Origin of the sequence: Ramlibacter tataouinensis (assembly GCF_027941915.1) — a bacterium.
Taxonomy (GTDB): Bacteria; Pseudomonadota; Gammaproteobacteria; order Burkholderiales; family Burkholderiaceae_C; genus Ramlibacter; species Ramlibacter tataouinensis_C.
The window spans coordinates 4,291,393-4,316,501 of the sequence record NZ_CP116009.1 but is presented as its reverse complement, the minus strand read 5'-3'; the positions used below and the strand labels follow the sequence as shown (position 1 = coordinate 4,316,501).

Here is a 25,109-nt window from a genome sequence, read left to right as displayed (position 1 = left end):
CCCATGGAACGGGCGACCTTGGCTGCGGCGGCGCGGGCAGTTTCGCACAGAAAGTGCCTCTTTTCAAATTGCGCCGCACCATTTCACAATGTGACAGCAAGGGCACGCAAAGGCCTCACCTACACTCTCAGCCTCCATGCAAGACAGCAGCGCCCACGAGTTGCACGAGGCCACCCCGCCGGTGCCGGGGCTGCGGCGCTGGTGGCGGCGGCAGACCCCGGGCCGGCAGGACCGCTTCGCGATGCTGGCCCCGCTGGCGGCCGTGCTGCTGTTCCTGGCCGCCATCATTTCGGCCTTCGGCTACCTGCGGCTGGAAGAAATGGACCGCGAGCAGGAGGCGGTCCGGCGCGACGTCGAGTACGCCCAGCAGCGCCTCCGGTTGCGCCTGCTGGAACGGCAGGAACAGCTGATGCGCATCGCCCGCGACATCTCCAACAAGGATGTCGATGCCGAGGAGTTTTCCAGCCGCGCCGAAACCATGGTGATCCAGCACCCGGAGCTGCAGGCCATGGCCTGGGTCGACGAGCGCCGCCGCGTGCGGGCGTCCCATGCCGGCCCGAGCGTGCCGGTGCAGCAACTGCGCGTGCCCGGCGACGTGCTGCGCCCCGGCAGCGAAACCGAGGCCACCTACTCGCTGGTGCGCGACGTGCAGCAGCCGCTCTATTCGCAGCCGAGCGCCGGCAGCGATCCGCCGCAGATGCTGCAGTTGCACGTGCCGCTGGCCGACCAGGCGCGCTTTGCCGGGGTGATCCTGGCCGAGTACTCGATCGACAGCCTGCTGCGCTACGGCGTGCCGGCGGAGGTGTCGGCGCGCTATGCCGTGTCGCTGCTGGACGCCAAGGGCCGCCTGTTGGCGGGCCAGGCGCTGCCGCCGCGCGGCACGGCCAGCCGGCTGCTGTCGTGGGCGGCGCCGCAGGCCAACGAATTCGAGGTGCCGGTCTCGCCGGTGGGCAACGGGTTGGTGCTGCGCGGCCAGGCCTATCGCACCTCGCTGGGCGTGGTCGGCAGCGGCTTGTTCTGGCTGGTGGGCACGCTCAGCGCGATGACCGCCTGGATGCTGATCGGCAACTGGCGCCACACGCGGCGGCGCATGCAGGCCCAGCAGGCCCTGATCGCCGAAACCAACTTCCGCCGGGCGATGGAGAACTCCATGCTCACCGGCATGCGGGCGCTGGACATGCAGGGCCGCATCAGCTACGTCAACCCGGCCTTCTGCCAGATGACGGGGTGGTCCGAGTCGGAGCTGGTCGGCCGCACCGCGCCCTTCCCCTACTGGCCCGATGCCGACCGCGAGCAACTGACGGCGCGGCTGGACGACGAGCTCCATGGCCGCAGCACGCCGGGCGGCTTCCAGACCCGTGTCAAGCGCAAGGACGGCAGCCTGTTCGACGCCCGCCTGTACGTCTCGCCGCTGATCGACCCCAAGGGGCACCAGACCGGCTGGATGACGTCGATGACCGACATCACCGAGCCGAACCGCATCCGCGAGCAGCTGTCGGCTTCCTACGAGCGCTTCACCACGGTGCTGGAAGCGCTGGATGCGTCGGTGTCGGTGGCGCCGCTGGGCAGCGAGGAGCTGCTGTTCGCCAACAAGCTGTACCGGCTGTGGTTCGGCCTGAACACCGGCGGCCACCTGCAGATGGTCGCCCAGGCCGGCGTGCCGGACCAGCCGCGCAGCGAGGAACAGCTCGACGAGGTCGACGCCTTCGCGGGCCTGCCCACCGGCCACCTGACCACCGCGCAGTCCGAGAACGCCGAGATCTTCGTGCCCGAACTGGGCAAGTGGCTGGAGGTGCGCTCGCGCTACCTGAACTGGGTGGACGGGCGGCTGGCGCAGATGGTGATCGCCACCGACATCACGCCGCGCCGGCATGCCGAGGAGCAGGCGGCGGCGCAAGCCGAGCGCGCCCAGGCCGCCAGCCGGCTGGTGACCATGGGCGAAATGGCCTCCAGCGTGGCGCATGAATTGAACCAGCCGCTCACCGCCATCAACAACTACTGCAACGGCATGGTGTCGCGCATCCGGGCCGGGCAGATGAAGGACGACGACCTGCTGCAGGCCCTGGACAAGACCGCGCGCCAGGCGCATCGCGCCGGCCAGATCATCCAGCGCATCCGCAGCTTCGTGCGCCGCAGCGAGCCCAATCGCACACTGGCCGACGTGCCCACGATGGTGGGCGAGGCGGTGGAGCTGGCCGAGATCGAGCTGCGCCGGCGCAACGTGCGCCTGTCGCACTACGTGGCCGCGCGGCTGCCCAAGCTGCTGGTCGATCCGATCCTGATCGAGCAGGTGCTGGTCAACCTGCTGAAGAACGCCGCCGAATCGATCGAGCACGCGCGCCGCCCGACGGCGCAGCGCAGCGTGGAGTTGCGGGTGGTGCCGCGCCACGTCGATGACCAGCCGGTGGTCGATTTCTCGGTGCAGGACAGCGGCCAGGGTCTGTCGCCCGAGGTGCTGGAGCGCCTGTACCAGGCCTTCTTCTCCACCAAGCCCGAAGGCATGGGCATCGGGCTGAATTTGTGCCGGTCGATCGTCGAATCGCACCAGGGTCGGATGCATGCGGAGAACATCTACAATGGCAGCGAAGTCGCCGGCTGCCGTTTCTCCTTCTGGATACCAGTGTCCGGCGCTATCAGTTCCGCAGCAAACAAGGACGCTGGAGCCGTTGCATGAGCCTGATTCCAAAGAAGGGCACCGTCTATGTCGTCGATGACGACGAAGCCGTGCGCGACTCCCTGCAATGGCTGCTCGAAGGCAAGGACTACCGTGTCCGCTGCTTCGAGTCGGCCGAGTCCTTCCTTTCCCGCTACGACCCGCGCGAGGTCGCCTGCCTGATCGTCGACATCCGCATGGCGGGGATGACCGGGCTGGAGCTGCAGGACCGCCTGATCGAGCGCAAGTCGCCGCTGCCGGTGGTGTTCATCACCGGACACGGCGACGTGCCGATGGCCGTGAACACGATGAAGAAGGGCGCGATGGATTTCATCCAGAAGCCCTTCAAGGAAGAAGAGCTGGTCAGCCTGGTCGAGCGCATGCTGGAGCACGCCAAGGGTGCCTTCGCCGAGTACCAGAGCGCGGCGAGCCGCGACGCCCTGCTGTCCAAGCTCACCAGCCGCGAGGCCCAGGTGCTCGAGCGCATCGTCGCCGGCCGCCTGAACAAGCAGATCGCTGACGACCTGGGCATCAGCATCAAGACCGTGGAAGCGCACCGCGCCAACATCATGGAAAAGCTCAACGCCAACACGGTGGCCGACCTGCTGAAGATCGCCCTCGGCCAGCAACACCCGGCCAAGGCATGACGGCCCGACTGATCGACGGCAACGCCCTCGCCCAGCAGATCCGCGCCGAAGTCGCCGGCCGCACCCAGGCGCTGAAGGCTCGCGGCGTCGAACCGGCCCTCGCGATCATCCTGGTCGGCGAAGACCCGGCCAGCCAGGTCTACACGCGGCACAAGGTCAGCGACAGCACGCAGACCGGGTTGAAGGCGACGCTCGAGACCTATCCCGCCGACCTGGCGGAGTCCGCGCTGCTCGATCGCATCCGCACGCTCAACGCCGATCCGTCCGTGCACGGCATCCTGGTGCAGCTGCCGCTGCCCCGGCACATGGACGCCAGCAAGGTAATCGAAGCCATCGCGCCGGCCAAGGACGTGGACGGCTTCCACGTCGCCAGCGCCGGCGCGCTCGTCACCGGCCAGCCCGGCTTCTGGCCCTGCACGCCCTACGGCTGCATGAAGATGCTCGAGAGCATCGGCTACGACCTGCGCGGCAAGCACGCGGTGGTGATCGGCCGCAGCAACATCGTCGGCAAGCCGATGGCCCTGATGCTGCTGCAGAAGGACGCCACCGTCACCGTCTGCCACAGCCGCACCCGCGACCTGAAGGCCCTCACGCTGCAGGCCGACGTGGTGGTGGCCGCGGTCGGCAAGCGCAGCGTGCTGACGGCCGACATGGTCAAGCCCGGCGCGGTGGTCATCGACGTCGGCATGAACCGCAACCACGAAGGCAAGCTCTGCGGCGACGTCGATTTCGACGGCGTCCGGCAGGTCGCCGGCTGGATCACGCCGGTGCCCGGCGGCGTCGGTCCCATGACGCGCGCCATGCTGCTGGTCAATACGCTGGAAGCGGCCGAGCGGGCCGCCGGCTGATCGGCGCCATCGGCCAAGCCAATCTCCCCGGACCGTTGAAGTCGGCGGGGCTGCCGCAAAATGACCGGCATGCCCAATCCCCTGCTCGACTTCCACGACCTTCCCCTGTTTGACCAGATCCGGCCGGAGCACGTCGCTCCGGCCATCGACAGCCTGCTCGCCGAGAGCGAAGCCGCGCTGGAAGAGGTGGTCGCGCCGGCCTTCCCGGCCGACTGGAAGGCCATGGCCAGCCGGCTGGACTGCACCACCGAACGGCTCGGCCGTGCCTGGGGCGCCGTCAGCCACCTGAACAGCGTGGCCGACACGCCCGAGCTGCGCGCCGCCTACAACGCGGCCCTCCCGAAGATCACCGACTTCTGGACCCGCCTGGGCTCCGATGAGCGCCTCTATGCGAAGTACAAGGCGATGGACCCGAACCTGCTCGACGCGGAACAGCGCCAGGCGCTGAAGAACGCCATGCGCAACTTCGTGCTGGGAGGCGCCGAGCTGCAGGGCGCGGCCAAGGAGCGCTTCGCCCAGATCCAGGAGCGCCAGGCCGAGCTGAGCCAGAAGTTCAGCGAGAACGCGCTGGACGCCACCGACAGCTACGCCTACTACGCCCGCCAGGACGAGCTCGACGGGGTGCCCCGGGACGTGGTCCATGCCGCTCGCGCCGCGGCGCAGGCCGAGAGCAAGGACGGCTACAAGCTGACGCTGAAGATGCCCAGCTACCTGCCGGTCATGCAGTTCGCCCACAGCCGCGAGCTGCGCCTGCGCCTGTACCGCGCCTACGTCACCCGCGCCAGCGACCAGGCGCCGGAGGAATTCCGCAAGTACGACAACACGGCGAACATCCACGAGATCCTCGCGCTGCGCAAGGAAGAAGCCGGCCTGCTGGGCTACCGCAACTTCGCCGAGGTCTCGCTCGTGCCCAAGATGGCCGATTCGCCCGCGCAGGTGATCGCCTTCCTGCGCGAACTGGCGACCAAGGCCCGGCCGCACGCCGAGCAGGACGTGGCCGACCTGCGCGCGTTCGCCGCCGACAAGCTCGGCATCGCCGACCCGCAGCCCTGGGACTGGAGCTACATCGGCGAGAAGCTCAAGGAAGCCCGCTACGCCTTCAGCGAGCAGGCCGTCAAGCAGTACTTCACCGCGCCCAAGGTGCTGGCCGGCCTGTTCAAGATCGTCGAGACGCTGTTCGAGGTGAGTATCCGTCGCGACGAAGCGCCCGTGTGGAACCCGCGTGTGGAGTTCTATCGCATCGAGCGCGGCGGCGAGCTGGTGGGCCAGTTCTACCTGGACCCGGCTGCCCGCAACGGCAAGCGGGGCGGCGCCTGGATGGACGACGTGCGCGCCCGCTGGCAGCGCCCGGACGACAACCGCCTGCAGACCCCGGTGGCGCACCTGGTGTGCAACTTCGCCGATGGCGTCGATGGCAAGCCGCCGCTGCTGACGCACGACGACGTGATCACCTTGTTCCACGAGACCGGCCATGGGCTGCACCACATGCTGACGCGGGTGAAGGAGCGCGACGTCTCCGGCATCAGCGGCGTGGAATGGGACGCCGTGGAGTTGCCCAGCCAGTTCATGGAGAACTTCTGCTGGGAATGGGCGGTGCTGCGCCACATGACCGCCCATGTCGATACCGGCGAGCCGCTGCCGCGCGCGCTGTTCGACAAGATGCTGGCGGCCAAGAACTTCCAGAGCGGCCTGGCCACGCTGCGCCAGATCGAGTTCGCGCTGTACGACATGCTGCTGCACACCGACCACGACCCGGCCGGCGACTTCATGTCCCTGCTGCGGCAGGTGCGGGCCGAGGTGGCCGTGCTGCCTTCGCCGGAATTCAGCCGCACGCCACACACCTTCAGCCACATCTTCGCGGGCGGCTATGCGGCCGGCTATTACAGCTACAAGTGGGCCGAGGTGCTGTCGGCCGATGCCTATGCGGCCTTCGAGGAAACGGCCTCGCCCGACGGCATGCCCAGCGTCGAAACGGGGCGCCGCTACCGCCAGGCCATCCTCGAGACGGGCGGCAGCCGGCCGGCGATGGAGTCGTTCAAGGCCTTCCGTGGCCGCGAGCCCACACTCGACGCACTGTTACGCCACCAGGGCATGGCGTGACATCGGTCACGCGCAGAAAATCGGGGCCCATGACTTGCGCCCCTACGACCCTTGCCTTCCGACTGGCCGTGCTCGCACTGGCCGTGGCGGCCAGCACGGCCGGCGCCCAGCAGGTGTACCGGATCGTCGGGCCGGACGGGCGGGTGACCTTCTCCGACAAGCCGCCCAGCGAACCGGGCGCCAAGGCATCGGTGGGGTCGGCGGCGGCCGCGCCCGGGCTTGCCGTCGGCAGCGGCAACCCCGCCCTCCCCTTCGACCTGCGCCAGGTGGCCAATCGCTACCCGGTAATCCTGTACACGGGGGCCGACTGCGCGCCCTGCGGGTCCGGCCGCACCTACCTGCTGCAGCGGGGCATCCCGTTCACCGAGAAGACGGTCACCTCGGCCGAGGACATCGCGGCACTCGAGCGTTTGAGTGGCGCTACGCCCGCCCTGCCGCTGATGACGGTGGGCTCGCAGCAGCTCAAGGGCTACTCGGAGTCGGAGTGGTCGCAGTTTCTGACTGCCGCGGGCTATCCGCGCAGCTCCCAGCTGCCCAGCGGCTACCGCCAGCCGGAACCGACGCCGATGGTGGTCGCGCAACCCGTGCGCGCTGCCGCACCGGCCGCCTCCCCGGCGCCGACCGCGGCCCCCGCGCCGGCCGCCCCGGCGACGCCACCGGGCAGCAACCCGGCCGGCATCGTCTTCTAGTTAGAACTGCAGCGTCCGCACGCCCGCCGCCGTGCCAAGCAGGCACACGGCGGCCTTCTGGTGGGCGAACACACCCACGGTGACTACGCCCGGCCACTGGTTGACTTCGCTTTCGAAGGCCAGCGGATCCTGGATGCGCAGGCCGCCCACGTCCAGGATGTGCTGCCCGTTGTCGGTGACCAGCGGCGCGCCGTCCTTCAGCCGCAGGTGGGCCTGCCCGCCCATTGCCGCGAACTGGCGCGTGATGCGCGCTGTCGCCATCGGAATCACCTCGACCGGCACCGGGAAGGCGCCCAGCGCCGTGACCAGCTTGGATTCGTCGGCGATGCACACGAAGCGCCTCGACTGGGCCGCCACGATCTTCTCGCGCGTCAACGCCGCGCCGCCGCCCTTGATCATGTGGCCGCGGCCATCGATCTCGTCGGCGCCGTCGATGTAGACCGACAGCTCCTTCACTTCATTGGCATCGAACACCGGCACGCCGATGGCGCGCAGGCGCTCGGTCGAGGCCAGCGAGCTGGAGACGGCGCCGCGGATCCGATCCTTCATGCCGGCCAGCGCCTCGATGAACTTGTTCACCGTGGAGCCGGTGCCCACACCGACGATCTCGCCGGGCACCACGTACTGCAATGCGGCCTGGCCGACCAGGGCCTTCAGTTCATCCTGCGTCACGCGACAATCCCGGGCTGTTGATTCGAGAAGAATTATCCATGCCCCTGCTGCCCTACTCGCTCGCCCGCCCCTTCCTGTTCGGCCTGGACCCCGAAGCCGCGCACGACCTCACGATGGAGTCGCTGGCGCGCCTGCAGGGCACGCCGCTGGCCTGGGCCTGGTGCGCCGGCCTGGTCGAGGATCCGATCGAGCTGGCCGGGCTGAGATTTCCCAACCGCGTCGGCCTGGCAGCCGGGCTGGACAAGAATGCGCGCGCCATCGACGGGCTGGGCGCCATGGGCTTCGGCTTCGTCGAGGTCGGCACCGTTACGCCCAAGCCACAGCCGGGGAACCCCAAGCCGCGCATGTTCCGCCTGCCGCAGGCCCAGGCCCTGATCAACCGGCTGGGCTTCAACAACGACGGCCTGGACGCCTTCGTCGCCAACGTGCAGCGCTCCTCGTTCCGTCGCCAGGGCCGCATCCTCGGCCTGAACATCGGCAAGAACGCCGCCACCCCGATCGAGTCGGCCACCCAGGATTACCTGCTTGGGCTGGCCGGCGTGTACCCGCACGCCGACTACGTGACGGTGAACATTTCCAGCCCCAACACCAGCAACCTGCGCGCGCTGCAATCCGACGAGGCGCTGGACGCGTTGCTGGGTGCGCTGGCCCAGCGGCGCGAGACGCTGGCACGCGAGCACGGTCGCCGGGTGCCGCTGTTCGTGAAGATCGCGCCGGACCTCGACGAGGCCCAGGTCCAAGTCATCGCCACCACCCTGCGCCGCCACGGCATGGACGGCGTGATCGCGACCAACACGACGATCTCGCGCGAAGCCGTGAAGGACTTGCCCCATGCCGGGGAAGCCGGCGGCCTCAGCGGCGCACCCGTGCTGGCGGCCAGCAACCGCGTGATCTCGCAGCTGCGCGCCGCGCTGGGCCCGGGGTTTCCGATCATCGGGGTGGGCGGCATCCTGAGCGGGGCGGATGCAGCGAGCAAGCTGCGCGCCGGGGCCGACGTGGTGCAGATCTACACCGGGCTCATCTACAAGGGCCCCGGGCTGGTGCGGGAGGTGGCGCAGGCCCTGAAGGACCTGCGCGCCGGCGCCTAGTCCGCCAGCAGTGCGGCGACGTGCTCGCCGATCGCCAGCGCGCTGGTCAAGCCCGGCGACTCGATGCCGAACAGGTTGACCAGCCCCGGCACGCCGTGCAGCGCCGGGCCGTCGATGCGGAAGTCCGGCGCCTTCTCGTGCGGGCCGTGGATCTTGGGGCGCACGCCGCTGTAGCTGGGCTGCAGGCTGCCGTCCGGCAGGCCAGGCCAGTAGCGCCGCACCTCGGCGTAGAAGCCGTCGGCGCGCGCCGGGTCCACGCGCCAATCGATGTCCTCGGGCGTGCGGATGTCCAGCCATTCGATGTCCGGGCCGAACTTGGCCTGGCCTCCCAGGTCCAGCGTGAGGTGGGTGCCCAGGTGGGCGTCGGCCGGTGCGGGGTAGATCAGGCGCGCGAAGGGCGCGCGGCCGGAGAGCGCGTAATAGTTGCCCTTGGCGAACCACTCGCGCGGGACGTGGCGGGGGTCGAGGCCGTCGAAGCGCCGCGCCAGGGCGCAGGCGTGCAGCGAAGCCGCATTGACGAGGACCGGCGCGGCCAGTTCGGTGCCGTCGCGCAGCTCGAAGACGTGCGGGCCGCCGTTCGCGTCGAGGCGCGCGCCATCCACCGGTGAACCGAGCGCGACCACGCCCCCGGCCCGCTCCAGGTCGCCCTGCAACGCCAACATGAAGCCATGGCTGTCGACGATGCCGGTACTGGGTGAATGCAGGACGGCGATGCAGCGCAGCGCCGGCTCCAGCGCCATCGCTTGCCCGCCTTCCAGGCACTCGACCTCGACGCCGTTGGCCGCCGCCCGGTCCCGCAGCCCGCGCAAGGCCGCCACCTCGGCTTCGGTGTTCGCCACCGTGAACTTGCCGCAGCGGCGGTGCGCCACCCCGTGGCTGGCGCACAGCGCATAGAGCAATTCCTTGCCGCGCACGCACAGCCTGGCCTTGAGGGAACCGGGCGCGTAGTACAGCCCGGCGTGGATCACCTCGCTGTTGCGCGAACTGACGCCCTGGCCGATGCCGGTGCAGGCCTCCAGGACCAGCGTTTCCCGGCCGCCCCGGGCCAGGGCCCGGGCTACGGCGAGCCCCACCACGCCGGCCCCAATCACCACTGCATCGACTTGGTCCATCCCTTGCCCCGTTTATCAGCGTGCACGGGAGAGTAAGCCAATGAGACGCATGTCTGGTACAGGTGCACAGCCTTCTCCCGCCTTAAGGCTCCAGCTCCTGACGAGTCGCCATGATTTCTGTATCGAATGTCGTTGACTCAACCCGAAAATACGCGACATGCCGGAAAAGCAAAAGGCCCGGCATATCTGCCGGGCCTTTGCTGCTGTAATAGCCTGACGATGTCCTACTTTCACACGGGAATCCGCACTATCATCGGCGCAGAGGCGTTTCACTGTCCTGTTCGGGATGGGAAGGAGTGGGACCACCTCGCTATGGTCATCAGGCATAACTTGTCGTCATCTTGAGCGGGTCAAGACAACCAATTCATAGAGCCAATCAGCTTATTTGGATTGCGTCACTCGGCACAACAACCCTGATCTGAGCGATCAAAGTTATAGGGTCAAGCCGCACGAGCAATTAGTACTGGTTAGCTTAACGCATTGCTGCGCTTCCACACCCAGCCTATCAACGTCCTGGTCTAGAACGACTCTTCAGGGGGCTCAAGGCCCCGGCAGATCTCATCTTGGAACGAGTTTCCCGCTTAGATGCTTTCAGCGGTTATCTCTTCCGCACTTAGCTACTCGGCAATGCCACTGGCGTGACAACCGATACACCAGAGGTGCGTCCACTCCGGTCCTCTCGTACTAGGAGCAGGCTTCCTCAAATCTGCAGCGCCCACGGAAGATAGGGACCAAACTGTCTCACGACGTTTTAAACCCAGCTCACGTACCTCTTTAAATGGCGAACAGCCATACCCTTGGGACCGGCTACAGCCCCAGGATGAGATGAGCCGACATCGAGGTGCCAAACACCGCCGTCGATATGAACTCTTGGGCGGTATCAGCCTGTTATCCCCAGAGTACCTTTTATCCGTTGAGCGATGGCCCTTCCATACAGAACCACCGGATCACTATGTCCTGCTTTCGCATCTGCTCGACTTGTCAGTCTCGCAGTTAAGCACGCTTATGCCATTGCACTATCGTCACGATGTCCGACCGTAACTAGCGTACCTTCGAACTCCTCCGTTACGCTTTGGGAGGAGACCGCCCCAGTCAAACTGCCTACCATGCACTGTCCCCGACCCGGATAACGGGCCTAGGTTAGAACCTCAAACGCACCAGGGTGGTATTTCAACGTTGGCTCCATGCGATCTAGCGACCGCACTTCAAAGCCTCCCACCTATCCTACACAGATCCGTTCAAAGTCCAATACAAAGCTACAGTAAAGGTTCATGGGGTCTTTCCGTCTTTCCGCGGGGAGATTGCATCATCACAAACATTTCAACTTCGCTGAGTCTCGGGAGGAGACAGTGTGGCCATCGTTACGCCATTCGTGCAGGTCGGAACTTACCCGACAAGGAATTTCGCTACCTTAGGACCGTTATAGTTACGGCCGCCGTTTACTGGGACTTCGATCAAGAGCTTGCACCCCATCACTTAATCTTCCAGCACCGGGCAGGCGTCACACCCTATACGTCCACTTTCGTGTTTGCAGAGTGCTGTGTTTTTATTAAACAGTCGCAGCCACCGATTTATTGCAACCCCATTGGGCTCCATCCGCGAGGGACTTCACCTACTAAGGGCACACCTTCTTCCGAAGTTACGGTGTCAATTTGCCGAGTTCCTTCTCCCGAGTTCTCTCAAGCGCCTTAGAATACTCATCTCGCGCACCAGTGTCGGTTTGCGGTACGGTCGTGTGCAGCTGGAGCTTAGTGGCTTTTCCTGGAAGCAGGGTATCACTCGCTTCGGCGGCAAGCCGCCTCGTTATCACCCCTCATCTAAGCCTGGCGGATTTGCCTACCAGGCACGACTACAGGCTTGAACCGGGACATCCAACACCCGGCCGAGCTAACCTTCTCCGTCCCCACATCGCACTGCACATCGGTACAGGAATATTGACCTGTTTCCCATCAGCTACGCATCTCTGCCTCGCCTTAGGGGCCGACTCACTCTACGCCGATGAACGTTGCGTAGAAAACCTTGCGCTTACGGCGAGCGGGCTTTTCACCCGCTTTAACGCTACTCATGTCAGCATTCGCACTTCTGATACCTCCAGCATCCCTCTCGAGACACCTTCACAGGCTTACAGAACGCTCTCCTACCACTTGCACTTGCGTGCAAATCCGCAGCTTCGGTAACTGGCTTAGCCCCGTTACATCTTCCGCGCAGGACGACTCGATCAGTGAGCTATTACGCTTTCTTTAAATGATGGCTGCTTCTAAGCCAACATCCTGACTGTTTTAGCCTTCCCACTTCGTTTCCCACTTAGCCAATTTTAGGGACCTTAGCTGGCGGTCTGGGTTGTTTCCCTCTTGAGTCCGGACGTTAGCACCCGGTGCTCTGTCTCCCAAGCTGTACTCTTCGGTATTCGGAGTTTGCCTTGGTTTGGTAAGTCGCCATGACCCCCTAGCCAAAACAGTGCTCTACCCCCGAAGGTAATACTTGAGGCACTACCTAAATAGTTTTCGGAGAGAACCAGCTATTTCCAAGTTTGTTTAGCCTTTCACCCCTATCCACAGCTCATCCGCTAGTTTTGCAACACTAGTCGGTTCGGACCTCCAGTACCTGTTACGGCACCTTCATCCTGGCCATGGATAGATCACTTGGTTTCGGGTCTACACCCAGCGACTGGACGCCCTGTTCGGACTCGGTTTCCCTGCGGCTTCCCTATTCGGTTAACCTTGCCACTGAATGTAAGTCGCTGACCCATTATACAAAAGGTACGCCGTCACCCTTGCGGGCTCCGACTTTTTGTAAGCATGCGGTTTCAGGATCTATTTCACTCCCCTCCCGGGGTTCTTTTCGCCTTTCCCTCACGGTACTAGTTCACTATCGGTCGATGATGAGTATTTAGCCTTGGAGGATGGTCCCCCCATGTTCAGACAGGATTACACGTGTCCCGCCCTACTTTTCGCTAGCTCAGTACCACACAGATCTTTTCGCGTACGGGGCTATCACCCTCTGTAGCCGGCCTTTCCAAGCCGTTCCGCTAAGTTCTGCGCTATCACTAGCAGGCTGTTCCGATTTCGCTCGCCACTACTCTCGGAATCTCGGTTGATGTCTTTTCCTCGAGCTACTGAGATGTTTCAGTTCACCCGGTTCGCCTCGCATGACTATGTATTCATCATGCGATACCCATAAGGGTAGGTTTCCCCATTCGGAAATCTCCGGATCAAAGCTAATTTGCCAGCTCCCCGAAGCTTATCGCAGGCTATCACGTCCTTCGTCGCCTATCATCGCCAAGGCATCCACCACATGCTCTTATTCACTTGACCCTATAACTTTGACGCCTCTCACGAGAAGCAAAGTCAATCAAGGAATGGCCAGGTCTTTCACCTGGCGCGTTATGCCGTCTTCATTCGAATTGCTTCGAAGTGAAGTTCAGTTGACGCAATCAAAATTGTTGTCCGCGGCACGGTCTGCCATGAAGCAGTTTCCGCGAACAACGCTGATTCGACTCTATGAATTGTTAAAGAACAGCCGATTGATTCCAGACAATGCCGGATTCAACAACAAAGCAGCCTCGTGAAAAGCCGCTTTGGTGTTGACTGATGAATGGTGGAGGATGACGGGATCGAACCGACGACCCCCTGCTTGCAAAGCAGGTGCTCTCCCAGCTGAGCTAATCCCCCCAGGATTAGAGAAGGGATGGTGGGTCTGGTTGGTCTCGAACCAACGACCCCCGCCTTATCAAGACGGTGCTCTAACCAACTGAGCTACAGACCCAAGCCGGTCGCTAGTCAACTCAGGTCAGACCCGGTCGGTGGCGACAACCTTCCAACAACCGATAAGTGTGGGCATTTGATTTGGATTGCGGTTTTCCAGAAAGGAGGTGATCCAGCCGCACCTTCCGATACGGCTACCTTGTTACGACTTCACCCCAGTCACGAACCCTGCCGTGGTAATCGCCCTCCTTGCGGTTAGGCTAACTACTTCTGGCAGAACCCGCTCCCATGGTGTGACGGGCGGTGTGTACAAGACCCGGGAACGTATTCACCGCGACATTCTGATCCGCGATTACTAGCGATTCCGACTTCACGCAGTCGAGTTGCAGACTGCGATCCGGACTACGACTGGCTTTATGGGATTGGCTCCCCCTCGCGGGTTGGCAACCCTCTGTACCAGCCATTGTATGACGTGTGTAGCCCCACCTATAAGGGCCATGAGGACTTGACGTCATCCCCACCTTCCTCCGGTTTGTCACCGGCAGTCCCATTAGAGTGCCCTTTCGTAGCAACTAATGGCAAGGGTTGCGCTCGTTGCGGGACTTAACCCAACATCTCACGACACGAGCTGACGACAGCCATGCAGCACCTGTGTTACGGCTCTCTTTCGAGCACTCCCGCATCTCTGCAGGATTCCGTACATGTCAAAGGTGGGTAAGGTTTTTCGCGTTGCATCGAATTAAACCACATCATCCACCGCTTGTGCGGGTCCCCGTCAATTCCTTTGAGTTTCAACCTTGCGGCCGTACTCCCCAGGCGGTCAACTTCACGCGTTAGCTTCGTTACTGATCCAGTAAAGGACCAACAACCAGTTGACATCGTTTAGGGCGTGGACTACCAGGGTATCTAATCCTGTTTGCTCCCCACGCTTTCGTGCATGAGCGTCAGTGCAGGCCCAGGGGATTGCCTTCGCCATCGGTGTTCCTCCGCATATCTACGCATTTCACTGCTACACGCGGAATTCCATCCCCCTCTGCCGCACTCCAGCGATGCAGTCACAAATGCAGTTCCCAGGTTGAGCCCGGGGATTTCACATCCGTCTTACATCACCGCCTGCGCACGCTTTACGCCCAGTAATTCCGATTAACGCTTGCACCCTACGTATTACCGCGGCTGCTGGCACGTAGTTAGCCGGTGCTTATTCTTACGGTACCGTCATTACGCCGTGGTATTAGCACAGCGCGTTTCGTTCCGTACAAAAGCAGTTTACAACCCGAGGGCCTTCATCCTGCACGCGGAATGGCTGGATCAGGCTTTCGCCCATTGTCCAAAATTCCCCACTGCTGCCTCCCGTAGGAGTCTGGGCCGTGTCTCAGTCCCAGTGTGGCTGGTCGTCCTCTCAGACCAGCTACAGATCGCAGGCTTGGTGAGCCTTTACCCCACCAACTACCTAATCTGCCATCGGCCGCTCCAATCGCGCGAGGCCTTGCGGTCCCCCGCTTTCATCCAGAGATCGTATGCGGTATTAGCTACGCTTTCGCGTAGTTATCCCCCACGACTGGGCACGTTCCGATGTATTACTCACCCGTTCGCCACTCGCCACCAGGGTTGCCCCCGTGCTGCCGTTCGACTTGCATGTGTAAAGCATTCCGCCAGCGTTCAATCTGAGCCAGGATCAAACTCTACAGTTCGATCTTGATTTGTTGCCCCTCGCGGGGCCGCTCAAAAGGAATCGAAGTGAACTTCACTTCTCTTCAGTGAGCGTTTAATTGTTCCGAAGAACTTGGCAATCGCCATCAAACGCCCACGCTTATCGGCTGTATGTTGTTAACGAACCTTGCGGCGCCACCGGCTCATCGCCCTGCTTTGCCTGACTCGCTGCGATCAGCGAAGCCTTGAATTCTAACAGATTTTTTTAAGCTCTGTCAAACTCCTGCCGTCTTCTTTTCGCCTGCCGCTTCGTGATGAAGCTTTGGCGAATCGCTTTCGGCGAAGCCCATGATTATGCATCGAATCAGAGCCGATCGTCAACAGCCTGAGAAAAATCGCGCGTCCACCGCGCTTTCGCAACAGCCAGGCAGAGGCGCCTGCGCGATTCGATCCAAAGGATGGAGGCGCCTCAACTGCGCCAAACGCTTCCGCGGATGTGGCCGCCCCTCCGCTACGCGACTCTTGGCGCGCCATCGGCTCGATGCCGATCGCAGGACGAACGCCCGAGAGGAAGCACAGCCCGTCCGAGACACAACTCAGCGCACTCGGCGAATGAAGAATGTCGAGAGGACCCCCACCGGCGAATCACTCAACGCGTTCGGAGGTGATGCAGGCGGGCTCGTGGCAAGAGGGCCGCGAGCCACTTCTTCATGCGTTGTTCGCTGCTGGCTTCGAGAGTTGCGATTACATGCGCCCGCGCCAGTTCGGCGTGCGCCAGATCGACCTCAGGCTACTCCGCCACCGCGCGAATGGCGGTGGCCAGATCGATGCGTCTTGCAGTGGTGTTGCGCACCTCGATTCTCCTGCGGCCACTGCCGTGACCGGCTCAGGAAATCGCCACAAGCGTGCGCCTGACTCACTGACCCCAAACGCGTTCTTGGAATCTTGGTGGGTGATACATGGATCGAACATGTGACCCCTGCCGTGTGAAGGCAGTGCTCTACCGCTGAGCTAATCACCCCTCTTTCGGCCGGTGGACCGCGTATGTCCACTGCCGGAAAGCGTGCAATTATGCCACAGGTGAAGCGGCGTCCTCGCGGATCTGGATGCGCCAGAGCGTCTTCCCACCGCTGGCCTTGTCCAATTGGGACAGCACTTCCTCGTGGGCGGCGGCCTCCTGCTCGTTGGCGCGCAGCACGGGCAGCGTGAAGGCGCGCAGGTCCACGCGGGTTTCGATGGCGGCGATGTCGTCGGACGGGCCGATGTCGATCAGCAGCGCTTCCTGGCCGCGCGTGAGGTTGATGTAGACGTCGGCCAGCAATTCGGCGTCGAGCAGCGCGCCGTGCAGCGTGCGGCCGGAGTTGTCCACGCCCAGGCGGTCGCACAGCGCATCGAGGCTGTTGCGCTTGCCGGGGTACAGCTCCTTGGCCATGGCCAGGGTGTCGATCACGTTGTCCACGTGCGAGCGAAACGCCGGCTTGCCCACCAGCTCGAGTTCCTTGTTCAGGAAGCCGAGGTCGAACGCCGCGTTGTGGATGATGATCTCGGCGCCCTGCACGTACTCCAGCAGTTCGTCGGCGATCTGCGGGAAGCGCGGTTTGTCGCGCAGGAATTCGCTGGTGATGCCGTGGACCTTGAGCGCATCCTCGTGGCTCTCGCGATCCGGGTTCAGGTACCAGTGCCGGTTGTTGCCGGTGAGCTTGCGCGCCACCAGTTCCACGCAGCCGATCTCGATGATGCGGTCGCCGGTTTCGGCGGACAGGCCGGTGGTTTCGGTGTCGAGGACGATCTGGCGCATGGGCCGATTATGGCTGTGCCATGCGGCCCGGCATCGCTCTCATGAAGCGATTCATGCGCTGCGCTTGGATTCCATCGCAGGCGCGTTGCGCTGGATCCTTCGCCTTCGCGGAGGATGACGACCGCGGACGGGAAAACCGGTGGTGGACGACCACGGGCAGGGAAACCAGCAGCTCGCCTTCGCGTGGTGGACGACCACGGCCGGGAACTCAGTGGTTCTCTTTCGCGTGGTTGATCGAGTACTTCGGGATCTCGACCACCAGGTCCTGCTGAGCGACGATGGCCTGGCAGGACAGGCGCGAGTTGGGCTCCAGCCCCCAGGCGCGATCGAGCAGGTCCTCCTCGTTCTCGTCCAGCTCGTTGAGCGAGTCGAAGCCCTCCCGCACGATCACGTGGCAGGTGGTGCAGGCGCAGCTCATGTCGCAGGCGTGCTCGATCCGGATGCCGTTGTCCAGCAGCGCCTCGCAGATGCTGGTGCCCGGCGGCGCCTGCACCTGCGTGCCCTCGGGGCAGTACTCGGGGTGCGGCAGGATGCGGATGACGGTCATGGCGTCAGAGGGTCTCCACGTTGCGGCCGGCCAGCGCCTGCCGGATGCTCTGGTTCATGCGCCGGGCGGCGAAGGCTTCCGTGCCCTTGGCCAGCGCTTCGGTGGCGGATTCGATGGCCGCGGCATCGGCAGCGCTGGACGCCTTGACGCGCAGCTCGCCCATCAGGACGTCGATGGCGGCACGCTCGGCCGCCTCCAGCAGCGCGCCGTCGGACTGCAAGGCGCTTTCGGTCGCCAGCAGCATGCGCTGCGCGTCGATCCGCGCCTCGGCCAGGGCGCGCGCCTGCATGTCCTGCTGCGCGGTGGCGAAGCTTTCCTGCAGCATGGCAGCGATCTGCTGGTCCGACAGGCCGTACGACGGCTTGACGTCGATCTTCGCTTCCACGCCGCTGGCCTGTTCGCGCGCGCTGACGCTCAGCAGCCCGTCGGCATCGACGGTGAAGGTGACACGGATGCGCGCCGCACCCGCCGCCATCGGCGGGATGCCGCGCAGCTCGAAGCGGGCCAGGCTGCGGCAGTCCTGCACCAGGTCGCGCTCGCCCTGCACCACGTGCAGCGCCATCGCGGTCTGGCCGTCCTTGTAGGTGGTGAAGTCCTGCGCCTTGGCGGTGGGGATGGTTTCGTTGCGCGGGACGATGCGCTCGACCAGCCCGCCCATGGTCTCGATACCCAGCGACAGGGGAATCACGTCCAGCAGCAGCAGCTCGCCGGCGGCATCGTTGCCGGCCAGCTGGTTGGCCTGCACGGCGGCGCCGAGCGCCACGACCTGGTCGGGGTCGAGGTTGACCAGCGGCTCGTGTCCGAAGAATTCACCCACCGCGTGTCGCACCGACGGCATGCGGGTCGAGCCGCCGACCAGCACCACGCCCTTGATGTCGTCGCGCGGCAGCCTGGCGTCGCGCAAGGCCTTGCGCACAGCCGCCAGCGTGCGCTGCGTCAAATGCGTGGTCACGCGATCGAAGTCGGCGCGGGTCACGGTGGCGCGCACATCGCCCCCCGACAATGGCAGCACGGCCTCGACCCGATCCGTTTCGGTCAGCTGCTCCTTGGCGGAGCGGGCGGCGATCTTCACGGCGGCCTTGTCAGCCGGCGTGGGCGCGTTCACGCCGGCCGTAACCAGCAGGTGCTCGGCCAGCGCCTGGTCGTAGTCGTCACCGCCCAGGGCCGAGTCGCCGCCGGTGGCGATGACCTCGAACACGCCGCGGGCCAGCCGCAGGATGGAGATGTCGAAGGTGCCGCCGCCCAGGTCGTACACCGCGTACAGACCCTCGCTGCCGTTGTCCAGGCCGTAGGCGATGGCGGCCGCGGTGGGCTCGTTGATCAGGCGCAGCACCTTCAAGCCGGCCAGCTGGGCGGCGTCCTTGGTGGCCTGGCGCTGCGCCTCGTCGAAGTAGGCCGGCACGGTGATCACCGCGCCGTACAGGTCGTCGTCGAAGGTGTCCTCCGCCCGGTAGCGCAGGGTCGCCAGGATCTCGGCGCTGACCTCCACCGGCGACTTCTCGCCGGCGCGGGTGCGCAGCGCCACCATGCCGGGTTGCTCGACGAAGTCGTAGGGCAGCCGCTCGCGGTCGGCGATGTCGGCGAAACCGCGGCCCATGAAGCGCTTGGCCGAGGCGATGGTGTTCAGCGGATCGGCGCTTTGCGCAGGCAGCGCTTCATGGCCGACCTGGCGGCCGCCATTCTCGAGGTAGCGCACCACCGAGGGCAGCAGCACCCTGCCCTGCGCGTCCGGGAGGCATTCGGCGACGCCGTGCCGAACGGCCGCGACCAGCGAATGCGTGGTGCCGAGATCGATGCCGACCGCGATGCGGCGTTGGTGCGGATCGGGCGCCTGGCCCGGCTCGGAAATCTGGAGGAGAGCCATCAGCTTTCTATTGTCCCAGTTGATCGAATCGCGCTTCGACGGCGTGCGCAAAACGCTCCAGGAACATCAGGGCTCGCACCTGCTGCGCGGCGCCAGCGGAGTCGCCGGCCTGGTCGAGCAGCCGCTCCACCTCGGTCAGCACGCCCGATCGCGCCCGCTCCAGTCGCGCGACCAGGGCATCCAGCTCGGCTTCGGACGAAGCTTCGTCCAGCGCCTCGCGCCACTCGATCTGCTCGTGCAGGAACTGCGCCGGCATGGCCGTGTTGCGCTCGGCATCGATGGCGGCGCCGCGCAGCTCGCACAGGTAGGCGGCTCGCCGCAGCGGGTTCTTCAGCCGCTGGTGGGCTTCGTTGATGCGCACCGACCACTGCATCGCCACGCGCTGGGCAGCGGCGCCCTGCGCGGCGAACCGGTCGGGGTGGGCTTCGCGCTGCAGTTCCTTCCAGCGCGCTTCGATGGCCGTGCGATCCTGCGCGAACTGCTCGGGCAGGCCGAACAGCGCGAAATCGGTATCGGAGATGTCCATGTGCCCCCGCGCCCGCCCTTCGGGCTCACTGCGCCCGGCGGGGGTCTTCGGGTCCTGGGGCGTCGAGTCGACCCTCACACCCGGAACGACTCGCCGCAACCGCAGCGGTCGCGCTCGTTCGGGTTGTTGAAGCGGAAGCCCTCGTTCAGGCCCTCGCGAACGAAGTCCAGCTCGGTGCCGTCGATGTAGGCCAGGCTCTTGGGGTCGATCAGCACTCTGACGCCGTGCTGCTCGAACACGACGTCTTCCGGCGCCGCCTCATCCACGTACTCGAGCTTGTAGGCCAGCCCGGAGCAGCCGGTGGTCTTCACGCCCAGCCGCACGCCCACGCCCTTGCCGCGCTTGCCCAGGTAGCGCTGCACGTGGCGCGCGGCGGCTTCGGTCAATGTCACTGCCATGGTCTTGCTCGTCTGCCGGCGCCGCCTTCGGTGGCAGCGCCGAAAAAGGGTTCAATGCGCGTGCTTCTTGCGGTAGTCGTCCACCGCAGCCTTGATCGCGTCCTCGGCCAGGATTGAGCAGTGGATCTTCACCGGCGGCAGCGCCAGTTCCTCGGCGATCTGGCTGTTCTTCAGCGCCGCCGCCTCGTCCAGCGTCTTGCCCTTGACCCACTCGGTCACCAGCGAGCTCGACGCGATGGCCGAGCCGCAGCCGTAGGTCTTGAAGCGGGCATCCTCGATCACGCCGGTGGCCGGGTTGACCTTGATCTGCAGCTTCATCACGTCGCCGCAGGCCGGCGCGCCCACCATGCCGGTGCCGACCGACTGGTCGCCCTTGTCGAACGAGCCCACGTTGCGCGGGTTCTCGTAGTGGTCCACGACCTTGTCCGAATAAGCCATCTATCCTTTTCCTTCCGTACTCTCAACAGCCCCGAGTCTCTCGCGTGGGTCACTGCCTCATGACCGATGGGGCCATTCAGTGCGCTGCCCACTGGATGGTGCTGAGGTCGACGCCCTCCTGGTACATCTCCCAGAGCGGGCTAAGCTCGCGCAGCCGGGCCACGTTCGTGCGGATGGTGGCCACCGCGTAGTCGATCTCCTGCTCGGTCGTGAAGCGGCCGATGGTCATGCGCAGGCTGCTGTGGGCCAGCTCGTCGCTGCGGCCCAGCGCGCGCAGCACGTAGCTGGGCTCCAGCGAAGCCGACGTGCAGGCCGAGCCGGACGACACCGCCAGGCCCTTGATGCCCATGATCAGCGACTCGCCCTCGACGAAGTTGAAGCTCATGTTCAGGTTCTGCGCCACCCGCTTGCCCGGCTCCAGGCTGCCGTTGATGAACACCTGCTCGATGTCCTTCAGCCCGTCGAGCATGCGCTGCTGCAAGGCGCGCGCCTTGGCGTTGTCCTGTGCCATCTCCTCGCGGGCGATGCGGAAGGCCTCGCCCATGCCCACGATCTGGTGGGTGGGCAGCGTGCCCGAGCGCAGGCCTCGCTCATGGCCGCCGCCGTGCATCTGCGCTTCCAGCCGCACGCGCGGCTTGCGGCGCACGTAGAGCGCGCCGATGCCCTTGGGCCCGTAGCTCTTGTGCGATGCCAGGCTCATCAAATCCACCGGCAGCGCCTTGACGTCGATCTCCACCTTGCCGGTAGCCTGCGCCGCATCGACATGGAAGACGATGCCCTTGTCGCGGCAGATTGCGCCGATGGCGGCGATGTCCTGGACCACGCCGATCTCGTTGTTGACCAGCATGACGCTGGCCAGGATGGTGTCGGGCCGCAGCGCGGCCTTGAACGCGTCCAGGTCCAGCAGGCCGTCTTCCTGCACGTCGAGGTAGGTGACCTCGAAGCCCTGGCGCTCCAGCTCGCGCAGGGTGTCCAGCACCGCCTTGTGCTCGGTCTTGACCGACACCAGGTGCTTGCCGCGCGTCTTGTAGAACTGCGCGGCGCCCTTGATCGCCAGGTTGTCCGACTCGGTCGCGCCGGAGGTCCAGACGATCTCGCGCGGGTCGGCGCCGATCAGCTCGGCCACCTGCTCGCGCGCCTTCTCGACCGCGGCTTCCGCCTCCCAGCCCCAGGCGTGGCTACGCGACGCGGGGTTGCCGAAGTGTTCGCGCAGCCAGGGAATCATGGCGTCCACCACGCGCGGGTCGACCGGCGTGGTGGCGCCGTAGTCCATGTAGATCGGGAGATGGGGGGTCATGTCCATGCAGGCAATCAGGAATCTTGTCAACTCCGTCGCGGCCGGCACGCAGGCCGGCTCGCGGGGAATCGATGGGCACTGAGAAATTCTCTCTGTTTGTTCGTTACTTCGCCGGCGACATGCTACCCAGCGCGAACACCGAGTTGGGCGCGTTCACCCGGATCGGCTTGACCACCGGGGTGCTGGAAATGGCACGCTTGACGGCCGGCTTGTCCTCGATCTGGATGCCCTTGGCCAGTTGCTCGTCGACCAGCTTCTGCAGCGTGACCGAATCCAGGAATTCGACCATGCGCTGGTTCAGCTGCGCCCACAGCTCGTGCGTCATGCACCGGCTGCCGTCGCTGCAATTTTCCTTGCCGCCGCACTGCGTGGCGTCGATCGGCTCGTCGACCGACACGATGATGTCGGCCACGGTGATGTCGGCCGCCTTGCGGCCCAGCGTGTAGCCGCCACCCGGCCCGCGGGTGGACTCCACCAGCTCATGCCGGCGCAGCTTGCCGAACAGCTGCTCCAGATAGGACAGCGAAATCTGCTGGCGCTGACTGATCGCCGCCAGCGTGACGGGACCGTTGTTCTGGCGCAGGGCCAGATCGATCATGGCGGTGACCGCAAAGCGGCCCTTGGTCGTGAGACGCATGGCAACCTCCTTGTTGCTTGTCGTGGGTGCTGCACCGAAGCAACATCGTTGCCGCAGCCTGCTCCCACCTCGAATCCCGGCGTCTGCGCCGGCCAGCCGGCGCAGGAGGCGCCGTTCTTGCTCTCTATCCCGAGCGTTTCCGTCAAGTATATCCTAAAACCTGATTCCCCGCTCGGGTTTAAGGATTGCCGGAACCCAGCGTAAGTTCCCGGCGCGGCCGCAGGCCCGACCGCCGGGTGGAACTGGCGGACGAGGTCGGGGCGCCTGCTCAGGCCGCCGGCCCGCCCGGCGCGGGCGCCACGCTGTCGTGTCCCGAGGCGCCGAAGGCCTGCTCCTTGAGCAGCGCGAGCTGGTCGCGCACCCGGGCCGCCTTCTCGAATTCCAGGTTGCGGGCGTGCTCCAGCATCTGCTTTTCCAGCCGCCGGATTTCCCTGGCCATGTCCTTCTCGGACAGCTCCTCGGCCATGGCGCGCTGCAGTTCCTGCTTTTCCTGCTCGCGGCTGGCCTTCTCGCTGTAGACGCCGTCGATCAGGTCGCGCACCTGCTTGCGGATGCTGCGCGGCGTGATGCCGTGCGCCTCGTTGTGTGCGATCTGCCGGGCCCGCCGCCGCTCGGTCTCGCCGATCGCCTTCTTCATCGACGCCGTCATGTTGTCGGCGTACAGGATGGCCTTGCCGTTCAGGTTGCGCGCCGCCCGCCCGATGGTCTGGATCAGCGAGCGCTCGGCGCGCAGGAAGCCCTCCTTGTCGGCGTCCAGGATCGCCACCAGAGAGACCTCGGGGATGTCCAGCCCCTCGCGCAGCAGGTTGATGCCCACCAGCACGTCGAAGGCACCCAGCCGCAAGTCGCGCAGGATCTCGACCCGCTCGACGGTGTCGATGTCGCTGTGCATGTAGCGCACCTTGACCCCGTTGTCGGCCAGGTAGTCGGTCAGCTGCTCGGCCATGCGCTTGGTCAGGGTGGTGATCAGTACCCGCTCGTGCTTGTCGGCGCGGATGCGGATCTCCTGCAGCACGTCGTCGACCTGGTGCGTGGCCGGACGGACTTCCACCTCCGGATCGACCAGCCCGGTGGGCCGCACCAGCTGCTCGACCACGTTGCCGGCGTGCTCCTTCTCGTAGTCGGCCGGCGTGGCCGAAACGAAGACGACCTGGTGCATGCGGGCCTCGAACTCCTCGAACTTCAGCGGCCGGTTGTCCAGCGCCGAGGGCAGCCGGAAGCCGTACTCCACCAGCGTGGTCTTGCGCTGGCGGTCGCCGGCATACATCGCGTTCAGCTGGCCGATCATCTGGTGGCTCTCGTCCAGGAACATCAGCGCGTCCCTGGGCAGGTAGTCGGTCAGCGTCGAGGGCGGCGCCCCAGGGGGCGATCCCGACAGGTGCCGCGTGTAGTTCTCGATGCCCTTGCAGTGGCCGACCTCGCTGAGCATCTCCAGGTCGAACCGGGTGCGCTGCTCCAGCCGCTGCGCCTCCACCAGCTTGCCGGCGTCCAGCAGCTCCTTCAGGCGCTGCGCCAGCTCGATCTTGATCGACTCCACCGCCGACACCACCTTCTCGCGCGGCGTCACGTAGTGGCTGGACGGATAGATGGTGAAGCGCGGCACCTTCTGGCGGATGCGCCCGGTGAGCGGGTCGAACAGCTGCAGCGATTCGATCTCGTCGTCGAACAGCTCCAGCCGCACCGCCAGCTCGCTGTGCTCGGCGGGAAACACGTCAATGGTGTCGCCGCGCACCCGGAAGGTGCCGCGCGAGAAATCGTGCTCGTTGCGGGTGTACTGCATGCGGATCAGCTGGCTGATCACGTCGCGCTGGCCGATCCGGTCGCCGACGCGGCAGATGAAACGCATCTGCGTGTAGTCCTCCGGGGCGCCGATGCCGTAGATGGCGCTGACCGTGGCCACGATCACCGTGTCGCGCCGCTCCAGCACGCTCTTGGTGGCCGACAGCCGCATCTGCTCGATGTGCTCGTTGATCGAGCTGTCCTTCTCGATGAACAGGTCGCGCTGGGGAACGTAGGCCTCGGGCTGGTAGTAGTCGTAGTAGCTGACGAAGTACTCCACCGCGTTCTTCGGGAAGAACTCGCGGAACTCCGAATAGAGCTGCGCCGCCAGCGTCTTGTTCGGCGCGAACACGATGGCCGGCCGCCCCAGGCGGGCGATCACGTTGGCCATGGTGAAGGTCTTGCCCGAGCCGGTGACGCCCAGCAGGGTCTGGAACACCTCGCCGTCGCGCACGCCCTCCACCAGCTGCTCAATCGCCTGCGGCTGGTCGCCCGCCGGCGGGTAGGGCTGGAACAGCTCGAACGGCGAATCGGGAAAGCGGACGAACTCGCCGTTCTGCTGCAGCGGGGGGGCTTCAATGGTCTCTGGCATGGGTCCTGCAGGGCTGGTGCGCGGGCGGGCGCATAAAATCGCGGGCAGCCGGACAGCCTAACGCATGCCC

At 65.1% G+C, this 25,109-nt stretch carries 17 protein-coding genes, 3 tRNA genes and 3 rRNA genes; 6 read left to right on the top strand and 17 right to left on the bottom strand.

The annotated features are described in order from the left end of the window. Window positions 1–136 precede the first annotated feature (136 nt). The 5 genes from PE066_RS20740 to PE066_RS20720 all read left to right on the top strand — a co-directional run bounded on the left by PE066_RS20740 (window position 137) and on the right by PE066_RS20720 (window position 6,937). On the top strand, window positions 137–2,674 hold the full coding sequence (locus PE066_RS20740) for a PAS domain-containing sensor histidine kinase (RefSeq protein WP_271234408.1): 2,538 nt from the start codon (window positions 137–139) through the stop codon (window positions 2,672–2,674). Then, on the top strand, window positions 2,671–3,300 hold the full coding sequence (locus tag PE066_RS20735; protein ID WP_271234407.1) for a response regulator transcription factor: 630 nt from the start codon (window positions 2,671–2,673) through the stop codon (window positions 3,298–3,300). Before PE066_RS20740 ends, PE066_RS20735 begins: the two co-directional genes overlap by 4 nt. After that, complete coding sequence (folD, locus tag PE066_RS20730) at window positions 3,297–4,148, top strand: bifunctional methylenetetrahydrofolate dehydrogenase/methenyltetrahydrofolate cyclohydrolase FolD (protein ID WP_271234406.1); 852 nt, start codon at window positions 3,297–3,299, stop codon at window positions 4,146–4,148. Before PE066_RS20735 ends, folD begins: the two co-directional genes overlap by 4 nt. Before the next feature lie 69 nt (window positions 4,149–4,217). Further along, entirely contained in the window at window positions 4,218–6,248 is a 2,031-nt protein-coding gene (locus PE066_RS20725; protein ID WP_271234405.1) for a M3 family metallopeptidase, read from the top strand. 29 nt (window positions 6,249–6,277) lie between these two features. Continuing rightward, entirely contained in the window at window positions 6,278–6,937 is a 660-nt protein-coding gene (locus PE066_RS20720) for a DUF4124 domain-containing protein (RefSeq protein ID WP_271234404.1), read from the top strand. Here the strand turns inward: PE066_RS20720 and rpiA are convergent, their stop codons facing one another. Further along, window positions 6,938–7,609 (bottom strand): ribose-5-phosphate isomerase RpiA, encoded by a 672-nt coding sequence (gene rpiA / locus PE066_RS20715; RefSeq protein ID WP_271234403.1) that lies wholly within the window; start codon window positions 7,607–7,609, stop codon window positions 6,938–6,940. Window positions 7,610–7,647: 38 nt separating this feature from the next. Between rpiA and PE066_RS20710 the strand changes: the two genes are divergently transcribed. Next, complete coding sequence (locus PE066_RS20710) at window positions 7,648–8,697, top strand: quinone-dependent dihydroorotate dehydrogenase (protein WP_271234402.1); 1,050 nt, start codon at window positions 7,648–7,650, stop codon at window positions 8,695–8,697. On the opposite strand, the gene PE066_RS20705 is transcribed toward PE066_RS20710, so the two are convergent. From PE066_RS20705 to uvrB, 16 genes are all read right to left on the bottom strand, one after another. Then, window positions 8,694–9,809 (bottom strand): NAD(P)/FAD-dependent oxidoreductase, encoded by a 1,116-nt coding sequence (locus PE066_RS20705; RefSeq protein WP_271234401.1) that lies wholly within the window; start codon window positions 9,807–9,809, stop codon window positions 8,694–8,696. The genes PE066_RS20710 and PE066_RS20705 overlap by 4 nt on opposite strands. A 211-nt stretch (window positions 9,810–10,020) precedes the next feature. Beyond that, window positions 10,021–10,133 (bottom strand): 5S ribosomal RNA (gene rrf / locus PE066_RS20700). Between the two features lie 112 nt (window positions 10,134–10,245). Next, a 23S ribosomal RNA gene (locus PE066_RS20695) occupies window positions 10,246–13,123 on the bottom strand. 281 nt (window positions 13,124–13,404) lie between these two features. Continuing rightward, window positions 13,405–13,480, bottom strand: a tRNA-Ala gene (locus tag PE066_RS20690). Between the two features lie 17 nt (window positions 13,481–13,497). Further along, window positions 13,498–13,574: transfer RNA gene (locus tag PE066_RS20685), tRNA-Ile, on the bottom strand. 99 nt (window positions 13,575–13,673) lie between these two features. Next, window positions 13,674–15,204 (bottom strand): 16S ribosomal RNA (locus tag PE066_RS20680). Together the 16S, 23S and 5S rRNA genes with 2 tRNA genes alongside form the textbook arrangement of a ribosomal RNA operon. A gap of 905 nt (window positions 15,205–16,109) precedes the next feature. Next, window positions 16,110–16,184, bottom strand: a tRNA-Val gene (locus PE066_RS20675). 48 nt (window positions 16,185–16,232) lie between these two features. After that, window positions 16,233–16,961: a DNA polymerase III subunit epsilon gene (dnaQ, locus tag PE066_RS20670; protein WP_271234400.1), complete on the bottom strand. Its 729-nt coding sequence runs from the start codon at window positions 16,959–16,961 to the stop codon at window positions 16,233–16,235. Window positions 16,962–17,169: 208 nt separating this feature from the next. Then, window positions 17,170–17,508 carry an ISC system 2Fe-2S type ferredoxin gene (gene fdx, locus PE066_RS20665; RefSeq protein WP_271234399.1) on the bottom strand — a complete coding sequence of 113 codons (339 nt, stop codon included), beginning with the start codon at window positions 17,506–17,508 and terminating at the stop codon, window positions 17,170–17,172. 4 nt (window positions 17,509–17,512) lie between these two features. Beyond that, a complete protein-coding gene (gene hscA, locus PE066_RS20660; RefSeq protein WP_271234398.1) occupies window positions 17,513–19,372 on the bottom strand; it encodes a Fe-S protein assembly chaperone HscA in 1,860 nt (619 codons plus the stop codon). A gap of 7 nt (window positions 19,373–19,379) precedes the next feature. Beyond that, on the bottom strand, window positions 19,380–19,898 hold the full coding sequence (hscB, locus tag PE066_RS20655; RefSeq protein ID WP_271234397.1) for a Fe-S protein assembly co-chaperone HscB: 519 nt from the start codon (window positions 19,896–19,898) through the stop codon (window positions 19,380–19,382). 74 nt (window positions 19,899–19,972) lie between these two features. Next, entirely contained in the window at window positions 19,973–20,296 is a 324-nt protein-coding gene (gene iscA, locus PE066_RS20650) for an iron-sulfur cluster assembly protein IscA (RefSeq protein ID WP_271234396.1), read from the bottom strand. Between the two features lie 51 nt (window positions 20,297–20,347). Further along, entirely contained in the window at window positions 20,348–20,734 is a 387-nt protein-coding gene (gene iscU, locus PE066_RS20645) for a Fe-S cluster assembly scaffold IscU (RefSeq protein ID WP_271234395.1), read from the bottom strand. Window positions 20,735–20,810: 76 nt separating this feature from the next. Further along, complete coding sequence (locus PE066_RS20640; protein WP_271234394.1) at window positions 20,811–22,037, bottom strand: IscS subfamily cysteine desulfurase; 1,227 nt, start codon at window positions 22,035–22,037, stop codon at window positions 20,811–20,813. A gap of 97 nt (window positions 22,038–22,134) precedes the next feature. Beyond that, a complete protein-coding gene (gene iscR, locus PE066_RS20635) occupies window positions 22,135–22,668 on the bottom strand; it encodes a Fe-S cluster assembly transcriptional regulator IscR (protein ID WP_271234393.1) in 534 nt (177 codons plus the stop codon). Between the two features lie 268 nt (window positions 22,669–22,936). Beyond that, a complete protein-coding gene (uvrB, locus tag PE066_RS20630) occupies window positions 22,937–25,039 on the bottom strand; it encodes an excinuclease ABC subunit UvrB (protein ID WP_271234392.1) in 2,103 nt (700 codons plus the stop codon). Between the last annotated feature and the right edge of the window lie 70 nt (window positions 25,040–25,109).

Coding starts and splice junctions, on each gene's coding strand:
- iscA (WP_271234396.1), bottom strand. CDS start 20,296: ATGGCAGTGACATTGACCGAAGCCGCCGCGCGCCACGTGCAGCGCTAC.
- iscR (WP_271234393.1), bottom strand. CDS start 22,668: ATGCGTCTCACGACCAAGGGCCGCTTTGCGGTCACCGCCATGATCGAT.
- fdx (WP_271234399.1), bottom strand. CDS start 17,508: ATGACCGTCATCCGCATCCTGCCGCACCCCGAGTACTGCCCCGAGGGC.
- PE066_RS20720 (WP_271234404.1), top strand. CDS start 6,278: ATGACTTGCGCCCCTACGACCCTTGCCTTCCGACTGGCCGTGCTCGCA.
- PE066_RS20640 (WP_271234394.1), bottom strand. CDS start 22,037: ATGGACATGACCCCCCATCTCCCGATCTACATGGACTACGGCGCCACC.
- iscU (WP_271234395.1), bottom strand. CDS start 20,734: ATGGCTTATTCGGACAAGGTCGTGGACCACTACGAGAACCCGCGCAAC.
- PE066_RS20740 (WP_271234408.1), top strand. CDS start 137: ATGCAAGACAGCAGCGCCCACGAGTTGCACGAGGCCACCCCGCCGGTG.
- PE066_RS20710 (WP_271234402.1), top strand. CDS start 7,648: ATGCCCCTGCTGCCCTACTCGCTCGCCCGCCCCTTCCTGTTCGGCCTG.
- folD (WP_271234406.1), top strand. CDS start 3,297: ATGACGGCCCGACTGATCGACGGCAACGCCCTCGCCCAGCAGATCCGC.
- hscA (WP_271234398.1), bottom strand. CDS start 19,372: ATGGCTCTCCTCCAGATTTCCGAGCCGGGCCAGGCGCCCGATCCGCAC.
- PE066_RS20705 (WP_271234401.1), bottom strand. CDS start 9,809: ATGGACCAAGTCGATGCAGTGGTGATTGGGGCCGGCGTGGTGGGGCTC.
- PE066_RS20735 (WP_271234407.1), top strand. CDS start 2,671: ATGAGCCTGATTCCAAAGAAGGGCACCGTCTATGTCGTCGATGACGAC.
- dnaQ (WP_271234400.1), bottom strand. CDS start 16,961: ATGCGCCAGATCGTCCTCGACACCGAAACCACCGGCCTGTCCGCCGAA.
- PE066_RS20725 (WP_271234405.1), top strand. CDS start 4,218: ATGCCCAATCCCCTGCTCGACTTCCACGACCTTCCCCTGTTTGACCAG.
- hscB (WP_271234397.1), bottom strand. CDS start 19,898: ATGGACATCTCCGATACCGATTTCGCGCTGTTCGGCCTGCCCGAGCAG.
- uvrB (WP_271234392.1), bottom strand. CDS start 25,039: ATGCCAGAGACCATTGAAGCCCCCCCGCTGCAGCAGAACGGCGAGTTC.